19 protein-coding genes are annotated in these 19,616 nt (G+C 73.3%); 8 read left to right on the forward strand and 11 right to left on the reverse strand.

The window, feature by feature from the left end:
* Positions 1-198: 198 nt before the first annotated feature.
* Both PZ894_RS00665 and PZ894_RS00670 read right to left on the reverse strand, forming a co-directional pair.
* Complete coding sequence (locus PZ894_RS00665; protein ID WP_275741427.1) at positions 199-1,413, reverse strand: hypothetical protein; 1,215 nt, start codon at positions 1,411-1,413, stop codon at positions 199-201.
* The gene (locus PZ894_RS00670; RefSeq protein ID WP_275741429.1) at positions 1,410-1,748 is read right to left on the reverse strand and encodes an HIT domain-containing protein; all 339 of its coding nucleotides are present in this window, start codon (positions 1,746-1,748) and stop codon (positions 1,410-1,412) included. Before PZ894_RS00670 ends, PZ894_RS00665 begins: the two co-directional genes overlap by 4 nt.
* 73 nt (positions 1,749-1,821) lie before the next feature.
* On the opposite strand from PZ894_RS00670, the gene PZ894_RS00675 reads away from it, so the two are divergent.
* From PZ894_RS00675 to PZ894_RS00690, 4 genes are read left to right on the forward strand one after another with little or no spacing between them, the layout of a single operon-like run.
* Positions 1,822-2,352, forward strand: coding sequence for a SigE family RNA polymerase sigma factor (locus PZ894_RS00675; protein ID WP_275741432.1), 531 nt, complete (start codon positions 1,822-1,824; stop codon positions 2,350-2,352).
* Positions 2,349-3,242 (forward strand): Gmad2 immunoglobulin-like domain-containing protein, encoded by an 894-nt coding sequence (locus tag PZ894_RS00680; protein ID WP_275741435.1) that lies wholly within the window; start codon positions 2,349-2,351, stop codon positions 3,240-3,242. Before PZ894_RS00675 ends, PZ894_RS00680 begins: the two co-directional genes overlap by 4 nt.
* 15 nt (positions 3,243-3,257) lie before the next feature.
* On the forward strand, positions 3,258-4,172 hold the full coding sequence (locus PZ894_RS00685; RefSeq protein WP_275741437.1) for a Gmad2 immunoglobulin-like domain-containing protein: 915 nt from the start codon (positions 3,258-3,260) through the stop codon (positions 4,170-4,172).
* Positions 4,169-5,194 carry a winged helix DNA-binding domain-containing protein gene (locus PZ894_RS00690; RefSeq protein WP_275741439.1) on the forward strand — a complete coding sequence of 342 codons (1,026 nt, stop codon included), beginning with the start codon at positions 4,169-4,171 and terminating at the stop codon, positions 5,192-5,194. Before PZ894_RS00685 ends, PZ894_RS00690 begins: the two co-directional genes overlap by 4 nt.
* Positions 5,195-5,217: 23 nt before the next feature.
* On the opposite strand, the gene PZ894_RS00695 is transcribed toward PZ894_RS00690, so the two are convergent.
* From PZ894_RS00695 to hrcA, 3 genes are read right to left on the reverse strand one after another with little or no spacing between them, the layout of a single operon-like run.
* The gene (locus PZ894_RS00695; protein ID WP_275741441.1) at positions 5,218-5,958 is read right to left on the reverse strand and encodes a 16S rRNA (uracil(1498)-N(3))-methyltransferase; all 741 of its coding nucleotides are present in this window, start codon (positions 5,956-5,958) and stop codon (positions 5,218-5,220) included.
* 16 nt (positions 5,959-5,974) lie between these two features.
* Positions 5,975-7,144, reverse strand: a complete 1,170-nt coding sequence (gene dnaJ / locus PZ894_RS00700; protein ID WP_275741443.1) for a molecular chaperone DnaJ — start codon at positions 7,142-7,144, stop codon at positions 5,975-5,977.
* 38 nt (positions 7,145-7,182) lie between these two features.
* On the reverse strand, positions 7,183-8,199 hold the full coding sequence (gene hrcA, locus PZ894_RS00705) for a heat-inducible transcriptional repressor HrcA (protein ID WP_275741445.1): 1,017 nt from the start codon (positions 8,197-8,199) through the stop codon (positions 7,183-7,185).
* Positions 8,200-8,369: 170 nt separating this feature from the next.
* On the opposite strand from hrcA, the gene PZ894_RS00710 reads away from it, so the two are divergent.
* The 4 genes from PZ894_RS00710 to PZ894_RS00725 are packed head-to-tail and all read left to right on the forward strand — an operon-like array spanning position 8,370 to position 11,144.
* Positions 8,370-9,107 carry a hypothetical protein gene (locus PZ894_RS00710; protein ID WP_275741447.1) on the forward strand — a complete coding sequence of 246 codons (738 nt, stop codon included), beginning with the start codon at positions 8,370-8,372 and terminating at the stop codon, positions 9,105-9,107.
* A gap of 17 nt (positions 9,108-9,124) precedes the next feature.
* Positions 9,125-9,997 carry an MBL fold metallo-hydrolase gene (locus PZ894_RS00715; RefSeq protein ID WP_275741449.1) on the forward strand — a complete coding sequence of 291 codons (873 nt, stop codon included), beginning with the start codon at positions 9,125-9,127 and terminating at the stop codon, positions 9,995-9,997.
* 28 nt (positions 9,998-10,025) lie between these two features.
* A complete protein-coding gene (locus tag PZ894_RS00720) occupies positions 10,026-10,238 on the forward strand; it encodes a hypothetical protein (protein ID WP_275741451.1) in 213 nt (70 codons plus the stop codon).
* A 39-nt stretch (positions 10,239-10,277) separates the two neighbouring features.
* Positions 10,278-11,144: a DUF3097 domain-containing protein gene (locus PZ894_RS00725; RefSeq protein ID WP_275741453.1), complete on the forward strand. Its 867-nt coding sequence runs from the start codon at positions 10,278-10,280 to the stop codon at positions 11,142-11,144.
* Between the two features lie 50 nt (positions 11,145-11,194).
* On the opposite strand, the gene PZ894_RS00730 is transcribed toward PZ894_RS00725, so the two are convergent.
* The 6 genes from PZ894_RS00730 to PZ894_RS00755 all read right to left on the reverse strand — a co-directional run bounded on the left by PZ894_RS00730 (position 11,195) and on the right by PZ894_RS00755 (position 19,494).
* Positions 11,195-11,602, reverse strand: coding sequence for a TM2 domain-containing protein (locus tag PZ894_RS00730; RefSeq protein ID WP_275741455.1), 408 nt, complete (start codon positions 11,600-11,602; stop codon positions 11,195-11,197).
* A gap of 25 nt (positions 11,603-11,627) precedes the next feature.
* The gene (gene hemW, locus PZ894_RS00735) at positions 11,628-12,869 is read right to left on the reverse strand and encodes a radical SAM family heme chaperone HemW (protein ID WP_275741457.1); all 1,242 of its coding nucleotides are present in this window, start codon (positions 12,867-12,869) and stop codon (positions 11,628-11,630) included.
* 114 nt (positions 12,870-12,983) lie between these two features.
* Positions 12,984-13,817 carry a 3,4-dioxygenase subunit beta gene (locus PZ894_RS00740; RefSeq protein ID WP_275741459.1) on the reverse strand — a complete coding sequence of 278 codons (834 nt, stop codon included), beginning with the start codon at positions 13,815-13,817 and terminating at the stop codon, positions 12,984-12,986.
* Positions 13,818-13,860: 43 nt separating this feature from the next.
* Positions 13,861-17,256: an error-prone DNA polymerase gene (locus tag PZ894_RS00745; protein WP_275741461.1), complete on the reverse strand. Its 3,396-nt coding sequence runs from the start codon at positions 17,254-17,256 to the stop codon at positions 13,861-13,863.
* An 11-nt stretch (positions 17,257-17,267) separates the two neighbouring features.
* Positions 17,268-18,797, reverse strand: coding sequence for a DNA polymerase Y family protein (locus PZ894_RS00750; RefSeq protein WP_275741463.1), 1,530 nt, complete (start codon positions 18,795-18,797; stop codon positions 17,268-17,270).
* Positions 18,798-18,807: 10 nt separating this feature from the next.
* Positions 18,808-19,494, reverse strand: coding sequence for a hypothetical protein (locus PZ894_RS00755; RefSeq protein WP_275741465.1), 687 nt, complete (start codon positions 19,492-19,494; stop codon positions 18,808-18,810).
* Between the last annotated feature and the right edge of the window lie 122 nt (positions 19,495-19,616).

A 19,616-nucleotide genomic window follows, 5' to 3' on the forward strand; every position in this document is an offset into this window, starting at 1 on the left:
AAGCCGCCGCAGGGAATCCTTGACGGCGGGGGACGCGCGTCCATCATGGCGCCGCCGGGAGGACGCCAACAATCGCTGTCGCCGGAGCACCGCGCGCGGCTCGACGTACCCGACCACCCTCGGGTGGTTGCGAGACAGGCGCCAGGGCGCCTTCCTCAACCACCGGTGGCACCGGTGCTGGCGCGCCACCGACCGGATTCAGCCCGCGTCCGCGCGTTCGTCGTCGAACGCGACCTGGAGGGTGCCGAGGCACATCTCGTCGGTGCTGCCCTCCGCCCAGATCACGTAGCGCTCGTCCTGGCCCGCGAACGCGGGGAGCCGGTCGCGCAGCCACTGCTGGTGGGTGCAGGTGACCTTCACCTGGTCGAACGTGTCGAGGTGGACCGGTTGCTCGAGCTGCCGGGTGCCCTGGTTGTCGAAGTCCCAGATCGGGATGTCCAGGATCGTCCGGGCCTCGGGCGTGCCCGGGTTGGTCTCGATGCTGATCGTGCGGCCGAGCAGGTGCATGTGGCCGGCGACGCCGAGGACGGTCATGCCGCGGTTGATGTAGCGAGTGCACGTCGACGTGCGTGACGGCTTCGCCTCGGTGCCGCACAGCAGGTGCAGCAGGCTGTTGGTGTTGCCGGCGGTGCCGAAGCGCTCCATCACGTCGGCGACCGCCGCGTCCCGGTCGCACAGCGGCGAGTCGTCGTGGCCCGGGCGGCAGGGCAGCTCCACCGGCGAGGGCAGCAGGAACGTGTGCAGCGGCGTCAGGTGCCGCGAGGACGGCATCCAGCGCAGCTGGGCGCTGGAGACGTCGGGCTCGGCGCCCTTGAGCAGGTTGTAGTGCACCTGCATGACGATGCGGGAGCCCGCCCTGAGGCGGGCGCCGTACCCGTCGCGGACCTTGGTCTCGTCGCCGCCGGGCGCCCAGGCGGCCAGCCAGGAGGCGTCGTTGACGTTCTGGAACTCCCCCTGCAGGCCGGTGCCGCCGAAGCAGGTCCAGCCCGGGTCACCGGAGGCGGCGTCCTTCGCCTCGGCCTCGGCGACCTGCTGGGGCGTGACCCGGAAGAGGATCACGTGGTGCACGACCCGCGGGTTGCCCGGCAGCACGTGACTGCCGGTCAGCCAGACGTCCTTGTCGAGGTGGGGGTCGAGCAGGAAGCAGCGGTAGTCGTCGGTGCCCGACCCGCTGGGTGCCGACGGCGTGTACTGCTCGGGCATCGTCAGCGTCATCCGTCGCTCGCCCTTGCGCAGCGGGAGCAGCTTCCCGGCCGGCACGGCGGCGAGCTTGTCGGCCTCCACCTCCGGGGGGTCCGGCGGGTTCAGGATCTCGGTCGGCGAGCCCGTACGACGGTCCGCGCCCTCCTCGACGCACGCCGTGAGCGACAGCGCGAGCGCGACGAGCAGCGCCGGGACGAGGAGGCGCCTCATCCCGGCGGCCAGGTCATCGGGCGTCCCGCCAGCAGGTGCAGGTGGGTGTGGAACACGGTCTGCCCGACCCCCTCGCCGGTGTTGTAGACGAGGCGGTAGTCGTCGTGGCCCTCGGCGGTCGCGACCGCGGCGGCGGCCGTGACGAGCTCCGCGGACGCCTGCGGATCGCCTGCGGCCAGGTCGGCGGCGTTCGCGAAGTGCGCCTTCGGCACGACCAGCACGTGCGTGGGCGCCTGCGGGTTGATGTCGCGGAACGCCACGGTGCGCTCGGTGGTGTGCACGATGTCGCCCGGGATCTCTCCCGCGACGATCTTGCAGAACAGGCAGTCGTCCACTGGTCCTCCACGGTTCTGTTGGCCAGAGCGTAAACCGGATCGCTCCGTCGAGCGTCCCACTAGCGTGACGACCGTGACGGACCGGCCGCCCGCCTGGACGGCGGACGAGGCGCTGGAGCTGCTCTACGCCGCGCACTGGCGCCGGCTGGTGCGGCTCTCGGTGCTGCTCGTACGCGACCAGGGGGTCGCCGAGGAGGTCGTCCAGGACGCGTTCGTCGCCGTGCACGGCCGGTGGGGCAGGCTGCGCGATCCGGAGCGCGCGCTCGCCTACCTTCGGCAGAGCGTCGTCAACCGCTCGCGTTCGGCCCTGCGGCACCGGGCGGTCGTGGAGCGGCACGCGGCCCGTCGTACGCCGGCCGTCGACGAGCCGGGCTCCGACCAGGCCACCCTCGCGACCGACCGCCGGGAGACCGTGCTCGACGCGCTGCGTGCACTCCCCCAGCGGCAGCGCGAGGTGCTCGCGCTGCGCTACTACCTCGACCTCTCCGAGGGCGAGATCTCCGACACCCTCGGCATCAGCCGCGGCGCCGTGAAGAGCCACGCGTCCCGCGGCGTGGCCGCGCTCCGCTCCCTGCTGGGGTCCCTGCTCGAGGAGGACCAGTGAACCTCGCCGACCTGCTCCACGACGCGGTCGAGGACGTCGAGCCCGTCGACCGCCTCGACGATCTCCGAGCGCGTACGTCGAGCCCGGCCCACGCCGCGCGGCCCTGGTGGTGGGCGGCGGGCGGCGTCGTCGTCGCGACCGCCGCCACGGTGGCCGCGTTCGCCGTCGTCGGCGGTGGACCCGAGTCGACGGGTCCGGCTGGTCACGACCACCACGGCGCGCATGCTCAGCAGACGATGCTGGTGGCGGCGTACTTCGTCGGCGACACACCCGCCGGGCCGCGGCTCTTCCGGGAGTTCGACGAAGTGCCGTCGGGCGACGCACTGGAGGCGGCGCTCGAGCGGATCCAGCGGCCGCCGAGCGACCCGGACTACCGCACCTCGTGGACCGCGACGTCGTTCGGAGCGGTCGAGGTGCACGACGACGTCATCCACGTCGAGCTCGGCGACGCCGTCCTCGACGACGACCTCGCCGTGCAGCAGGTGGTGTACACGCTGCAGGCCGCGGCCGGCGAGCGGCTGCCCGTGCAGCTGGCGGACGCGTCCTACGTCGCGGCGCCCCAGCTCGACGTGCTGGGCCTGGTGAGCATCAGCGACCCGGCCGAGGGCACGGCGTACCAGCACGACACGGTGATGGTCGCGAACGGGCGCGCGAGCTCGTTCGAGGCCACCGTCCCGTGGGAGCTGCGCGGCGAGGACGGCGAGGTCGTGAGGCAGGGCTTCGCGACCGCCGACGGCTGGCAGGACCGGCTCCACCCGTGGCGGGCGCGGGTGGACCTCGCCGACCTGCTGCCCGGCTTCTACACGTTCGTCGCGACCACGGCGGACCCGGCCGGCGGCGCCGAGGAGAGCCTGCTCACCACCGACACGCGCACGATCATCGTCCGATAGTCGAGGAGGACCGGAATGATGGAGATCATGTCGCGCACCCGGCTGGCCGCCCTGCTGTCCCTCCCCGCGCTCGCGCTCGCCACCCTCAGCGCCTGCGGCGACGACGACGGCGACCCGACGCCGGCCGACGCCACCGTCTCGGAGGCGACCGACGAGCCCACGACGACGACGGACGAGCCGTCGGAGCCCGCGTCGGAGGAGCCGGAGACCACCACGGTGCCGGCGTACTTCGTCGGCGACACCCCGCAGGGGCCGCGGCTCTACCGCGAGTTCCGCGAGGTCGGCGCCGGCGACCCGGCCGTCGAGGCGCTGAAGCTGGTGACCGCCGGCGACGCGCTCGACCCCGACTACTCGACGCTCTATCCCGGCGACGGCAGCTTTGCGAGCGTCGACATCGGCGAGGACATGATCACCGTCGGGCTGGCCGACCGGTCGTGGACCGTCGCTCCCGACGGCATGTCCCAGGCCGAGGCGCGGCTGGCCACGCAGCAGATGGTCTACACCGTGCAGGGCATCGCCCAGGAGCGGCTGCCGGTCTCGATCACGCTCGACGGCCAGCCGGCCGACCTCTTCGGGCTGGCCGGCGAGGTGAGCAACGACCCCGAGATCGACGTACGCGCCCTGGTGAACGTGACCACCCCGGCCGAGGGCGCCACCGTGAGCGGCACCTTCACCGCCGACGGCGTCTCGAGCTCCTTCGAGGCCACCACGCCCTGGGAGATCCGCAAGGGCGGGGCCGACGGCGAGGTCGTGAAGAAGGGCTTCGCGACGGCCGAGGGCTGGATGGACAAGCTCTACCCGTGGCAGAGCGAGGTCGACGTCTCCGGCCTGGCACCGGGCGACTACACCTTCGTCGCGCTCACCGACGACCCGTCGGGCGGTGAGGGCGGCGGACCGATGGTCGACACGAAGTCGATCACGGTCCAGTGAGGCTGACGCGGCGGCGGCTCAACCGCACGCTGCTGCGTCGCCAGCACCTGCTCGAGCGCACCGCGCTCTCGGCCGCGGACGTCGCCGACCACCTGATCGGGCTCCAGGCGCAGGAGCCGGTGCCGCCGTACCTCTCCCTCGCCGCGCGGGTCGCCGACTTCGACCCGTACGCCGTCTCCCGCGGGCTCGACGACGGGAGCTGGGTCCGCCTCGGCTCCCTGCGCGGCACCCTGCACGTGCACACCGCCGCCGATGCCCTCGCGGTGCGCCCGTGGCTGCAGCCGGCGCTCGAGCAGCAGATGCGTGGTCGGGTGCCGGCCTCAGGCGAGGAGGTCGCCGAGGTCACGCACGAGCTGCTCGCCGACGGCCCGGTCGAGCACCGGGAGCTGGGCGAGCGGCTGGCCGCCCGGCTGCCGGGCAGGCCGGCGGACCTGACCGTAGTCGCCCGCACGATCGTGCCGCTCGTCCAGCTCCCGCCGCGCGGCACGTGGCACGGCAGCGGCGGGATCGTGTGGGACCACCTCGAACGTCGCACGGGCGGCACCCTCGTCGAGCCGGACACCGAGGCGATGGTGCGGCGCTACCTGCGCGCCTTCGGACCGGCGACGTCGGCGGACCTCAGCGTGTGGTCGACGGTGACGCGGTTGCGGCCGGTGCTGACGCGGATGCCCGACCTGGTGCGGCACGAGGACGTGGACGGCAAGGTCCTCTTCGACGTGGCCGACGGCCCGATCGAGGACGAGGAGACGCCCGCGCCGGTGCGGCTGCTCGGCACCTACGACAACTCCTGGCTCTCGCACGCGGCTCGCGACCGGGTCACCGAGGCGGGCACCCGGGGCAACTGGATGGGCGCCAACGGCGGCGTCGCGATGACGATCTTCGTCGACGGCTGGCTGTCGGGCCTCTGGCGGATCGCGGACGGACGGGTGCGGATCGTCGACCTCTTCCGCGACCTCACCCCCGCCGAGCGCTCCGAGCTCGACGACGAGATCGCCCGGGTCGAGTCGCTCCTCCGACGCTGACCCGCCCGGAACTTTCGGGCGGGTCAGCGCCAACGGGGGGTGCGAGAGAGGATCGCGGCGGCGGCGGCGACGCCGGCGGTCGAGGTCCGCAGCACCTCGGCGCCGAGCCGCACCGACACGGCCCCGGCGCCGACGAAGACGCCGACCTCGTCGTCGGTGAGGCCGCCCTCGGGGCCGACGACCACGACGACGCGACCCGAGGTCGGCACGGGGACCGCCGCCAACGGTGTCGCGGCCTCCTCGTGGAGCACGACCGCCAGCGCGGCGTCGGCGACCAGGTCGGCGACCGCGGCGGTCGTCGTCATCTCGGTGACCTCCGGGAACCACGGGCGCCGGGCCTGCTTGGCGGCCTCGCGCGCGGTGGCGCGCCACTTCGCCAGCGACTTCGACGCGCGCTCGCCCTTCCAGACCGCGACGCTGCGCGAGGCCGCCCACGGCACGACGCGGGCGACGCCGACCTCGGTCAGCACCTCGACGGCGAGCTCGCCGCGGTCGCCCTTCGGGATCGCCTGCACGACCACGACCTCGGGCGTCGCCGGCTCGTGGACGTCGACGGACTCGACCGTAAGCGTGAAGACCCGCTTGCCGGTCGACGCGACCGGTCCCCGCGCGGCGACACCGGCGCCGTCGGTGAGCACGACCTGCTCGCCGACGCGCAGGCGGCGTACGGCGACGGCATGGTGGGCCTCGTCGCCCTCGACGGTCACCAGGTCGCCGACGCCGACGCCCGCCAGCGTCGGGACGAGATGGACCGGGAGCGACATCGGGTCCGACCCGTCGTCAGTGCGCGTTGAACGCGTCGCGGAGCCGGCCGAACACCGACCTGTTGCCGGGGCGCACCTGACCCGACGGCTTCTCCTCGTCGCGTATCGCGGCCAGCTCGCGCAGGAGCTCCTCCTGCCGCGGGTCGAGATCGGTCGGCGTGTCCACGACGACCGTGACGACCAGGTCGCCGCGACCGCCGCGCAGGCCGGGTACGCCGCGGCCGCGGAGCACCTGCTCGGCGCCGGACTGCGTGCCGGGCCGGATGTCGAGCTCGATGCTGGTCTCGACCTCGGTCTCCGCCTCGTCGGTGACGACGTCCGCCTCGAGCGTGGGCAGCGTGATCGCGGTGCCGAGCGCCGCCGCCGTCATCGGCAGGGTGACCGTCGTGTGCAGGTCGTTGCCGTGCCGCGTGAAGACGTCGTGCGGGGCGACGTGGATCTCGACGTACAGGTCGCCGGCCGGGCCGCCGCCCGGCCCGACCTCGCCCTCGCCGGAGAGCTGCACGCGGGTGCCGGTGTCGACGCCGGCCGGGATCTTGACGGTCAGGGTGCGGCGGGCGCGGACCCGTCCGTCGCCTGAGCACTCACGGCAGGGGTCGGGGATGATCGTGCCGAAGCCGCGGCACGCCGCGCACGGACGCAGCGTCCGGATCTCGCCGAGGAAGGACCGCTGCACGTGGGCGACCTCGCCCTGGCCGTGGCAGGTCTCGCACGGCACCGCATGCGTGCCTGGTGCCGCACCCTCGCCGTGGCAGGTCGAGCAGCGCACCGCCGTGTCGACCTTCAGCTCGCGCGAGACGCCGAACGCCGCCTCCGCGAGGTCGATCTCGAGCCGGATCAGCGCGTCCTGGCCGCGACGCTGCCGCGTGCGCGGGCCCCGACCGCCGGCGCCGGTCGCGGCGCCGCCGAAGAAGGCGTCCATGATGTCGGTGAACGAGAAGCCCGGGCCCTGGCCGAAGCCTCCGGCGCCGACGAACGGGTCGCCGCCGCGGTCGTACGCCGCGCGCTTCTGCGGGTCGGACAGCACCTCGTAGGCGCGCGAGATGTCCTTGAACCGCTCCTGGGACTCCGGGTCGGGGTTGACGTCGGGGTGGTACTGGCGCGCCAGCCGACGGTAGGCCTTCTTGACGGCGTCGGCGTCCGCGTCGCGGTCGACACCGAGAAGCTCGTACAGGTCCTGACTCAAGGGTGTTCCTTCTGGGTTGCTGCGGGGTTCGTGGGGCTTCAGGCCTCGTCGAGGATCCGCGACACGTAGCGGGCCACGGCACGCACGGCGGCGATGCTGCCCGGGTAGTCCATGCGGGTGGGTCCGACGATGCCGAGTCGGGCGAACGCCTCCTCGCCGGGGCCGTAGCACGCGGCGACGACGCTGGTCGAGGCGAGCTGCTGGTAGGGGCCCTCGTGTCCGATGCGCACGGTGATCGGCTCGCCGGTGGAGGCCTCGCCGAGGAGCTTGAGCAGCACGACGTGCTCCTCGAGCGCCTCGAGCAGCGGGCGTACGGCGGAGTCGAAGCTGTCGCCGTAGCGGGCCAGGTTGGCGGCGCCGCCGACCGCGATGCGCTCGTCGGAGCGGTGGTCGGACATGGCCTCCAGCAGCGTCTCGACGACGACCTGGGTCGCCGACGACACCGGTCCGTCGGCGACGAGCTCTGCGAGCGCGGCCACGGCCTCGGCGATCAGCTGGCCGGTGGCGGCCCGGTTGACCGCGGACCGCAGGTCGGAGAGGGCTTCGTCGTCGAGGTCCATGCCGAGCTCGACGACGCGCTGCTCGACGCGGCCGGTGCTGAGGATCAGCACCAGCAGCAGCCGGTTGGGCGCGAGCGCGACCAGCTCGACGTGCCGGACCGTGGAGCGCGACAGCGTCGGGTACTGCACGATCGCGACCTGACGGGTCAGCTGCGAGAGCAGACGCACCGACCGCTGGACGACGTCGTCGAGGTCGACCGCCCCGTCGAGGATCGTGGTGATCGCGCGCTTCTCGGCGGTGCTCATCGGCTTGACCGTGGTGAGCCGGTCGACGAAGAGCCGGTAGCCCTTGTCGGTGGGGACCCGGCCGGCGCTGGTGTGCGGCTGGGTGATGTAGCCCTCGTCCTCGAGGGCGGCCATGTCGTTGCGCACCGTGGCGGGCGAGACCCCGAGACCGTGCCGCTCGACGAGAGCCTTGGAGCCGACCGGCTCCTCGGTCGTGACGTAGTCCTCGACGATCGCGCGCAGCACGGCCAGCCTGCGCTCCTCCTGCACCGTCCGCCTCCTCGTCGTCGCCTGCGCCGCTCCTTGGCACTCTGCCGGCCGGAGTGCCAAGGGTACCCGGCCGCCGGCGTGCCCACATCGCGGAAGCGCCGGTGCGGTGAGCCCGAGGTAGCAGTAGGTTAGGCTTACCTAAGTCCAACCCCCGTCAGGAAGGAGCCCCGGTGACCACGACCGAGCATCCCACCCCCGACCTCGACGCGCGCCTGGTCGCCAACGACGCGCGGAGCATCCTCGCGTGCCCCGCGAGCGTCAGCCTCGTGATCGAGGGCGAGGAGCACGCGGTGGCCGACGACGACCAGCTCGGGCTCACCGACCACCGCGGCACCCCGACCTTCCTGTGCCCGGCCGACTCCGCCGTCGCCCGCGCGGCCGCGGCCGGAGGCAGCGCGCTGCTCACCGTGACCAGCGGCCTCGGGCCGCGCGGCGGCCGCGAGCGGGGCGACACCCTGACGCTGGCGGGCCGCCTGGAGCGCACCGGGTTCGAGCGCTGCGACTGCTGCGACGAGCTGCGCCACGTGGTCGCGCTGGACCTGAACTTCGTGCTGCTGGCGCGGCCGACCGCGGAGCCCGGCGTACCCGTCAAGCAGGTGCGCGTGCCGGTGGAGGCCTATCGCAGCCGCGACCACCACCTCAACCGCGGCCACCTCCAGCGGTCGGTCGAGCACGCCAACGACTGTCACCAGGTGGAGCTGCGCCAGGCGGTCGCGCTCGGCACCGGCACCGCGCCGGCCGACCTCCTCGGAGTCCGCATCGCCCGGCTCACGCCCACCGACGTGACGATGCAGTGGGTCGACACCAGCGGGGCCCACGAGCGCGCGATCGCCTTCCCGCGCTGCGCGCGGGACCTCACCGAGCTGGGCGAGATGCTGCGCCGGGGCCTGCACGCCGGGATCTGCTGAGCCCCTAACCTGACCGGGTGGGCTTCACCGAGATCGCGGACCGGATCTGGGTCGCGCGCTACGACTGGTTCGACGTCAACGTCACGCTGGTGGGCGGCGACCGGGGTCTCCTCGTCGTCGACACCCACGCCTCCGAGTCGGCCGCGCGTGGGGTCGTCGACGACGTACGCCGTCTCGTCGCCGGCCGCTCCGCACGAACCGTGGTCGGGGTGGTCAACACCCACGAGCACTTCGACCACACCTTCGGCAACGGCGTCTTCCGGCACGAGTACGGCGAGATCCCGATCCACGCCCACGAGGTCGCGGCGGAGCGCACCGTCGTTGCCGGCGAGCGGATCAAGGACCTCTACGACACCGAGCCCCACGACCCCCACCGCGACGAGGTGCAGCGCACCACGATCGTGCCGGCCGACCGCACCTTCTCGTCGGCGATCGCGCTCGACCTCGGCGACCGGATGGTCGAGCTCGTGCACCCGGGTCGCGGCCACACGGGCGGCGACCTCGTGGTGCGGGTGCCCGACGCCGACGTGCTGCTGGCCGGCGACCTGGTCGAGGAGTCGGCGATGCGCCACGGGGTCCCGGGGTTCGGTGCGGACTGCTACCCGCTGGACTGGCCGCTGAGCCTCGACATCGTGCTCGGGCTGACCGGCGCCGCCAGCGTGGTCGTGCCCGGTCACGGCGCGCCGGTCGGACGCGACTTCGTCGAGGAGCAGCGCAACGCGATCGGCATCGTCGCGGAGACGATCCGCGACCTGGCGACCCGCGGCGTCCCGGTCGCCCAGGCGCTCGAGGCCGCCGAGTGGCCCTACCCACGCGACGAGCTCGGCCACGCCGTACGCCGTGGCTACGAGCAGGTGCCCCGCAGCCAGCGGCGGCTGCCGCTGGTCTGATTCCGGGCCGAGCGGGTACGTCCTCGACATGAGCAACCACGAGGACGAGCCCGGCATCACCGACGAGGACCTGCCCGAGGAGCTCCAGCCGACCGACGACAACCCGTTGGCCCAGCCGCTCGACGAGGACGAGGCGAAGTCCGCCGACGAGCTGGACATGCACGGCGGCAAGGGACCCGAGGAGACCCCCGAGGAGTCCGCGAAACGTGACGATGACGACGTCGCGACCGACGCGGGCTGACGGCGCGGCACCGCGGCACTGTCGGTGGCCCCGCCTAGCGTGAGGCGGGTGACCCCGGCAGACCGCTACGGCAGTGACGTTCTCTCCACCGACTGGCGCGCACCCAAGCGCGGACGCGCCGTCGAGGCGCCCGCGCAGATCGGCGCGGTCGTCGAGGAGGTCACCACCGACTGGGTCGGCGAGATCGTCGCCGTCGACCGCGATCTGCACACGGTGACCCTGGAGGACCGGCGCCACAAGCGACGCACCTTTCCTCTCGGTCCCGGCTTCCTGCTCGAGGGGCGGCCGGTGATCCTGACCGCGCCGGCCCGGCAGGCCGCGCCCGCCCCGCCGACCCACACGGCCTCGGGCTCGATCGCCGTGCACGACGCGAGGGCCCGGGTCGCGCGGGCCAGCCGGATCTTCGTCGAGGGCCGCCACGACGCCGAGCTCGTCGAGAAGGTCTGGGGCGACGACCTGCGCATCGAGGGAGTCGCGGTCGAGTACCTCGGCGGCGTCGACGACCTAGCCGCCGAGCTCCGCGACTTCCGTCCGGGTCCCGACCGCAGGGTCGGCGTGCTGGTCGACCACCTGGTGCCCGGCTCGAAGGAGAGCCGGATCGCGCAGGGCATCGCCAGGTCGCCGATCGGCGAGCACGTGCTCATCGTCGGACACCCCTTCATCGACATCTGGGCCGCGGTCAAGCCCGACCGGATCGGGCTCCAGCGGTGGCCCGACGTGCCGCGCCACATCGAGTGGAAGAAGGGCGTGTGCCAGCAGCTCGGCTGGCCCCACCGCGACCAGGCCGACACCGCCCGCGCGTGGAAGCAGATCCTCGGTCGGGTCTCCTCCTACCAGGACCTCGACCCCGCGCTGCTCGGCCGCGTCGAGGAGCTGATCGACTTCGTCACCGCCAGCTCGGACTGAGCCTGCGAAGGACGAGCGTCAGGCGGGGAGGTTGAGGAGGCTCGGCTCGGTCAGGGGCGCAACGGGTAGCCGTTCACGTCCTTGCTGTCCGTCGCGAGGATGATGATGCCGTCGATCAGGCCCCACAGCGACGCGAGGCCGCAGGTGAGGACCGTCGCGACGATCTGCCACACGCCGATCTTGGTGTCGCCGATATAGAAGCGGCCGATCCCGAAGCCGCCGAGGAAGATCTGGAGCAGGCCGGCGACCAGCTTCTGCTTGTCGGAGTAGGGCAGGCCGGTCTTGGGGTCCACGCCGTACGGCGCCTGCGGGCTCGCGCCCCAGGGGCCGGCCGGGTAGCCCTGCTGGGGATAGCCCGGTGCGTAGCCCGGCTGCGGGGGCGGCGCGCCGTACGGCGGGGGCGCGGGCTGGTCCTGCGGCGGCGGGGTCTGGTCCTGGTCGTCGGGGCCCTGGGTCATGCCGTCACCCTAGTGGCGCCCCGGCCTACGGAAGCAGGTCCCGCACCACGGCATCGGCGAGCAGCCGGCCCTGCCGGGTCGGCACCAGTCGCTCCGCGTGCCGGGTCAGCAGTCCCTCGTCGATGAGCCGGGCGACGGCCGACCGGCCGGTCTCGTCGAGGACCTGCACCGGCAGCCCGTCGCGCAGGCGCACCTCGAGCAGCACCCGCTCGACGCGGCGGCTCTCGCCGTCGAGGACCTCGCGGGCGTGGGCCGGGCTCGCGCCGCGGGCGATCCGGTCGGCGTACGCCGCGGGGTGCTTGACGTTCCACCACCGCACGCCGCCCACGTGGGAGTGGGCGCCGGGGCCGACGCCCCACCAGTCGCCGCCGGTCCAGTAGAGGAGGTTGTGGCGACAGCGGCTGGCCTCGTCCATGGCCCAATTGGAGACCTCGTACCACTCGAGCCCCGCCGCCGCCAGCCGCTCGTCGACCAGGAGGTACTTGTCGGCGAGATCGTCCTCGTCGGGCATCGGCAGCTCGCCGCGCTTGACCCGACGGGCCAGGGCGGTGCCCTCCTCGACGATCAGCGAGTAAGCCGACACGTGGTCGGGCCGACAGGCGAGCGCGGCCTCGACGCTGGTCTCCCAGTCGGCCAGCGACTCCCCCGGCGTGCCGTAGATGAGGTCGAGGCTGATGCTCCCCCCGTCGGCAGGGGCGAATCCGGCCGCCCGCGCCCACTCGACCACCGCGGGCACGCGGAGCGGGTCGTGGGTGCGCTCGAGCACCTTCAGCACGTGGTCGATCGCGGACTGCATGCCGAAGGAGACCCGGTTGAACCCGACGCCGCGCAGCTCCTCGAGGTCCCACGACGCGACGCTGTCGGGGTTGGCCTCGGTGGTGACCTCGACGTCCTCGGCCAGCCCGAACTCCCCCGCGATCGACGCGACGATCGCGCCGAGGTCGGCCGGGCTCAGCAGCGTCGGCGTCCCGCCGCCGAAGAAGATCGTGCTCACCGGCACGTCGGCGTCGCCCAGCACCCGGCGCGCCCGGCGCACCTCGGCGATCGCGGCCTCGGCGTACGTCGCTCGGCTCGCACCCGGCGCCCCGCCGACCGGCCCGAGCTCCTCGGCCGTGTAGGTGTTGAAGTCGCAGTAGCCGCAGCGGACCGTGCAGAACGGCACGTGGACGTAGATCCCGAACGGACGCTCGCCGAGCCCCTCGAGCGCGCTCGCCGGCAGTGCCCCGTCCTCGGGCACCGGGTCACCCGCGGGCAAGACTGACGGCACCCCCCCATCCTCCCACCCCGTTGAATCGGGAGTTCTCGACGGTCGAGTCGGGACTTCTGACCAATGGTCTGTCCAGAACTCCCGACTCAACTGTCGGAAAGTCCCGACTCAACGTCAGACGGGGAGGTTGAGGGAGATCGCGTAGCCGTCGTCGACCGACCCGCTGACCTTGGCCATCTGGAGCGAGTGGCCGTCGGAGAAGACCATGTCGCCGTCGAGGCTGACCGACGCGAGGTTGGCGACCGAGGCCTCGTAGCCCGACGTGGCGTAGACGGTCTCGCAGACGTCCTGCGGCAGGGCGAGCTGGGAGGTGCGCAGCTTGTGGGCGTACGTCGTGGCGTCGGCCAGGGACTGGTAGACCTCGAAGTGCATGTGCGGCCAGCGGCCGTCGTAGCAGGCCGGGAAGATGCTGGTGAAGGTCACCCGGCCGGAGGCGTCGGTCTCCTGGACGCCGCGCAGGTAGTTCTCGTCCTTGATCTCGTCGTCGTACATCGAGTAGCGGCCCTCGCGGTCGCAGTGCCACAGGTAGACCGCGGCTCCGGAGAGCGCGGCGACGTCGTCGCCGTCGAGGTCGTAGACCTTCAGCCGGATGGTCACCGGCACGCCCACGGCGACCCCGGACGCGGAGCCGAACGACGTCGTGAGGTTGCTGCGCACGACGCCGGACTCGGTGAGCACGTTGACGCCGTTGGACCCGTCGCCGGGATAGGGGCCGGCCGTCTCCTCGGGGATCTCACCCTCGGCGACTTCGACCGACGACTCGGCACCGCCGCCCGGGCCGCCACCCGGCGGCGGTTGCGGCTGCGTCGCCGTGGACGCCGGCTCGTCGCTGCCGCACCCCACGGCGACGGCCGCGATGCCGGCGGCGCCGAGGACGCCGAGAAGGCCGCGGCGGCCCAGGATCCGCGGGAGGTCGTGGCAGAGCCCGAGGTCGTGTTCGTCTGTCATGGCACCATCTGAGCGCGGCTTGCTGTGCGTGCCCTGTGCGGCGTCAGTGGAAGTCGCGTGAGCGGTGCCGAGCCCGCAGCGCCCGCCCGGCCGACGGGTGCACCTCCTCGAGCGGGGCGAGCCGGTCGGCGACCAGGTTGGTGACCCCGTCCTGCCGCTCCAGCACCCCACGGATCACCATGCCCCCCGAGCTCGCGGCGACCTGCCGGTGACGCCGCCACAGCCCGACCGTGCAGATCACGTTGAGCATCCCGGTCTCGTCCTCGAGGTTGAGGAAGGTGACGCCGCCGGCGGTGCCCGGCCGCTGTCGGTGGGTGATCAGCCCGGCGACGTGGATCCGGCGGCCGGGCTCGGCGGTCGCGGTGTCGGCGACCGACCTGATCCCCGCCGCGCGCAGGGCCTCGCGCAGCAGCCCGACCGGGTGGTCGTCGGGCGTGATCCCGGTGGCCCACAGATCGGCCATCGTCGTCTCGACGACGTCCATGTCGGGCAGCATCGGGGCCTGCGCGGTCACCCGCACCCCGGGCAGGTGCTCCTCACCCTCGGTCCAGCCGGCGTTCCACAGCGCCTGCCTGCGGGTCGTCCCGAACGCCTCGTCGAACACCCCCGCCGTCGCCAGCGCCTCCAGCTGCCGGGCGTCCAGACCCGCGCGCCGGGACAGGTCGGCCTGGTCGGTGAACGGCCGCTCCGCCCGCGCCGCCACGATCCGCTCGGCCACGGCCGTACCGATGCCGCGCACCGAGTCGAGACCCAGGCGCACGGCGTATGCCGTGTCGCGCCGGTGCGCGGGCGTCGGGTCGGGCGTGCCCGGCACCCAGTCGGTGCGCTCGCCGTCGTGTCGGCAGGAGTCGAGTCCCGTCGGTCCGCTCCCATGCTGGGCAGAGACCTCCAGGTCGGCCTGCGCACCGGAGCGCGCCAGATCGGGACGCCGCACCTCGACGCCGTGCCGTCGTGCGTCGTGGACCAGCGACTGCGGTGAGTAGAACCCCATCGGCTGGTTGCGCAGCAGCGCCGCCAGGAACGCGCCCGGGTAGTGCAGCTTGCACCACGAGCTCGCGTAGACGAGCTTGGCGAAGGAGAGCGCGTGGCTCTCGGCGAAGCCGAAGTTCGCGAAGGACAGGATCTTCAGGTAGATCGCGTCGGCCTCGTCGCCCACCAGTCCCTTGTCCTCCATGCCGGCGTAGAGCTTCTCCTTGATCGACTCGATCCGCTCGACGCCGCGCTTGGACCCCATCGCCCGGCGCAACAGGTCGGCCTCGTCGCGCGAGCAGTCGCCGAGCACCCGCGCCATGTCCATCAGCTGCTCCTGGAAGAGGGGCACTCCGAGCGTCCGCGCGAGCACCGGCTTCAGGGACTCGTGGGCGTAGGACACCTCCTCGCGTCCGGTCGCGCGGCGTACGTAGGGGTGCACGGCCCCGCCCTGGATCGGGCCGGGCCGGATCAGCGCGATCTCGATCGCGAGGTCGTAGAACGCGCGTGGCTGCAGCCGCGGCAGCGTGCCGATCTGCGCGCGGCTCTCGACCTGGAACACCCCGACCGAGTCGGCACGGCACAGCATGTCGTAGACCGCGGGCTCCTCCTTGGGGATCGTCTCGAGCTCCCAGCGCTCACCCAGGTGCTCCTCGACGATGCGCATCATGTGGTCGAGCGCGCCGAGCATGCCGAGCCCGAGGAGGTCGAACTTCACCAGCCCCATGAACTCGCAGGCGTCCTTGTCCCACTGCAGCACCGTGCGCTTCTCCATCCGCGCGCGCTCGATCGGCACCACCTCGCCGATCGGGCGCTCGGTGAGCACCATGCCGCCGGAGTGGATGCCGAGGTGGCGGGGTGCCCCGAGGAACTGGTTGGCGAGGTCCACCACCGGAGCGGGCACGCCGTGCTCGCCGTCCGCGGCGACCTGGGTCCAGCTGGTGATCTGCTTGGACCACGCGTCCTGCTGGCCCGGTGAGTGACCCAGCGCCTTGGCAGCGTCGCGGACCGCCATCTTGGGGCGGTAGCCGACGACGTTCGCGACCTGCGCGGCGTTGTGGCGGCCGTAGCGGTCGTAGACCCACTGGATCACCTCCTCGCGGCGGTCGGAGTCGAAGTCGACGTCGATGTCGGGCTCCTCGTCGCGATGCTCGGAGATGAACCGTTCGAAGGGCAGCCGATAGAAGACCGGGTCGATCGCGGTGATGCCGAGCGCGTAGCAGACCGCCGAGCTTGCCGCCGATCCCCTGCCCTGGCAGAGGATCCGCTGCGACCGCGCGAACTCCACGATGTCGTGGACGATCACGAAGTAACCGGCGAAGTCCTTCTCCTCGATCACCTTCAGCTCGTGGTCGACCTTGGCCCGCGCCTCCTCCTCGAGGTCGGTGCCGGCGTAGCGCTGCGCGAAGCCGCGCTCGGTCAGCTCCCTCAGCCAGCTGATCTGGGTGTGGCCGGGAGGGACGGACTTGGGCAGCCGGGGCGTCGCCTTCTGCAGGTCGAACGCCACCTGGTCGGCGAGCTCGACCGACCGCTCGACCGCACCCGGGTAGCGGGCGAACCGCCGCGCCATCTCCTCCCCCGACCGCAGGCAGGCACCGCCGGACGCCGGCAGCCAGCCGTCCATCTCGGCCAGGCTGCGCCGCGCCCGCACCGCCGCCATCGCGCCGGCAAGCCGGTGCCGGTCGGGGGTGGCGTGGTGGACGTTGTTGGTCGCCACCACCGGCAGTCCGCGCTCCACGGCGATCGCCGCGAGCAGGTCGTTGTGCCGGCTGTCGGTCGGGTGACCGTGGTCGGTCAGCTCCACCACGACGTGGTCGCGACCGAAGAGTCCGACGAGCCGGTCGAGCTCCGCGGCGGCGTACGCCGGGCCGTGCGACGTCAAGGCCTGCCGGACCGCGCCCTTGCGGCAGCCGGTGAGCACCAGCCAGTGCCCGTCTGCTCGCTCGGCGAGCTCGCGCTCGTCGTAGAGAGGGCGCCCCTTCTCGTCCCCGCGCAGCTGCGCGTCGGTGATCGCCCCCGCCAGGCGGTGGTAGCCCTCCACGCCGCGGGCGAGCACCAGCAGGTGGCTGCCCTCGGGGTCGGGAGCGCCGTTCTGCGGCCTGGTCAGCCCGAGCGAGAGCTCGGAGCCGTAGATGGTGTCGATGCCGCCGTGCAGCTGCGCGGTCTCCGCGAAGAGCGGCGCCCCGTAGAACCCGTCGTGGTCGGTGAGCGCCAGCGCGTGCAGGCCGAGGCGGAGCGCCTCCAGCACCAGGTGGTCGGGGCCGCTCGCGCCGTCGAGGAAGCTGAAGTTGGAGTGGCAGTGCAGCTCGGCGTACGGCGTGACCGGTCCGGTCGGTCGCTCCACCTCGACCAACTCGTTCTTGCGCTTGCGCTGCGAGATCGGCGCCTCGGGGTCCTGGGGCGTGGTGGTGCGGCCGGAGAGCCGCTTCTCCAGCTCGCCCCAGGAGATATTCGGGTTGCTCCAGCCCATCTATCGGCCCATCAGTCGTACGCGGCTTCCGTCCACCAGGTGCCGGGGCTCTCCCAGGTCATCAGCCAGGCGCGACCGTCGACGCCGACCACCTGGAAGCGCGCCACGCGCCGACCGCCGGGCTCCCACCACAGCTCCTCGACCGGCCACGGGCCGGCCCAGGCGGCGACCGGCATCCAATCGCCGGGCTCCGGGCGGAAGCGCGCCGGCTCACCGAGCACCGCGCCTCGCGCGTCGACCGAGACCGGGCGGCCACCGGTGCCGACGACCTCGGCAGGCCACGGCGTCGCCAGCACCCGGGAGGGAGCGGGAGGCGGGATCGAGCCCGGCCACGGGTGGGCGGCGGGCCTCAGCCCGGTCGGCTTCTCGCCCCACGGCACCAGCGCCTGACGCTCGCGCGGGGCACGACCGCCCTGGAGCACCGGCTGGACGACCGCCTCGTGGCCGAGCATCCCCTGCACCCGGGCGATGCCGCGCTGCACCCGCTCGTCGGTGCCGCCCCACAGCCCGTCGGCGTGCACCGCGTCGGGCACGACCGTCACGGGCGTGAACAGCACCCGGCTCACCGGGGCGCGGACCTCGCCGGCCTTGAACCCCCCTTGGAGCTGCCAGTGCAGCCGGTCGACCAGGTCGGCGGCGGTGAACCAGCGCGGGTGCAGCCAGTGGCGTGACGACACGACGTCGTCCGAGCCCTCGACGTAGGCGTCGATGCGCACCTCCGTGCACACCAGCTGCTGGGCGGCCAGCCCGGCGACGACCCGGTCGGCGGTCTGACGGGCGCTGAACGTGATCGTCTCGGCGTTGTCGAGCGGCGGCTCGAAGTCGACGTGACGGGCGAGCTCGGGTGGTGGCGTGCGGGTGGAGAGGGGTACGGCGCCCGCGCCGCCCACGACCCGGTGCACCCACGCGACCCGCGGACCGAACCGGTCGCGGACCGCGGCCGCCGGCAGGTCGGCCAGCTCGCCGAGCGTGCGCAGGCCGAGGCGGCGCAACAGGCTGACCGCGTCCCCACCGTCGGCAGCGTCGTCGATCGACTCCACCGGCAGCTCGCGCAGGAACGGCACCGACTCTCCCGGCGCGATCACGCGGCAGTCCTGCGAGGACGCCTGCCGGGCGGCCTGCTCGGCGGTGAACAGCTCGTCGGCGACGCCCAGCCGCGGGTCCCAGACCCCGAGCTCGACCAGGCGCTCGGCGAGCAGCGCCGCCGCGGCCGTCTCGCCGCCCCGGACCCGCCGTGGCGAGCGCAGCGCCGCGAGCCCGGGACGCAGCGGCGCGACCCCCGGGTGCTGCTCCTCGACCGCGGCGAGCACCGTCTCGAAGGTCCGGGAGTCCCGCTCCGGCGTGGCCCGGTAGACCTTCAGCTCCGGGCAGCGCGACTGCGCGTCGCGGCGCCGCATGCCACGGCGTACGCCGAAGGAGCGGGCGGCCGCGTTGCCCGACTGCACCAGGTTGGCGTGGAAGACCGCCGCCGGGAGATGGCTGGGCAGCCCCTCGTCGGCCAGTGCGGCGACCACCGGCCAGTCCGGGCACCAGACGACCATCACGCGCACCTCAGGCAACTCCCTCCACGGGAGCGGCGACCGGGACGGCCCGCTCGGGGCGGTAGGTCTGGTCCTCGCCCGGGAGCCACAGCGCCCCGCGCCTCGGCGGCGCCGAGCCGCGATGGGCCTCGACGACGAGGCGCCGGGAGCTGAGGTGGCCGTCGCCCTGCCCGACCCCGCGCCACGACGGCTCGCGGGTGGTCAGCCGCACCTCGCAGCGCGGCCACTCCCCCCACGCCACCAGCGCGGCGCCACGCTTGCGGAGCCGGGCGGCGAGCTTCTCGGCGGCCTGGGGAGCCACCCGGCCGGTGGTCCGGACGAGCACGACTGCCGCGACGTCGACCAGGGCGGCGGTGACCTCCAGCCACTGGTCACCGGGGTCGGGCACCAGCACGGTGCGACCGAGGTCGACCCCGAGCGCCGCGGCCGCCTCGGCCCCGAAGTCGGCGACCCCCACCGCCGCGCACCAGCCGCCCGACCGCGACGGGCCGGCCAGCAGCGCCAGCGCCAGCGTCGCGCTGTCGACGGAGTACGCCGCGCCCGCCCGCAGCTGGACCAGGCCGGCCAGGGCGGGGTGGGTCTCGAGCGGCATCGACGGCGGCGTACTCTCCTGCAGCCGCGAGATGCGAGTGCGGAGCTGCTGGATCTGGTCCACCGCCTGGGCGGCGGCCCCGGGGGTGTCGATGCGTGGAGCCACGCTCCATCATCGAACATCTGTTCGAACTGGTCAACAACGGGTTCGTTGCTTCCTCCGCCGTCGCCTCAGTGGTCACATCCGCCACACGGCTCGGGCAATGCCGGCGCTTCTCGGGTGTTGCA

The organism is Nocardioides sp. YIM 152315 (assembly GCF_029210375.1).
Lineage (GTDB): Bacteria > Actinomycetota > Actinomycetes > Propionibacteriales > Nocardioidaceae > Nocardioides.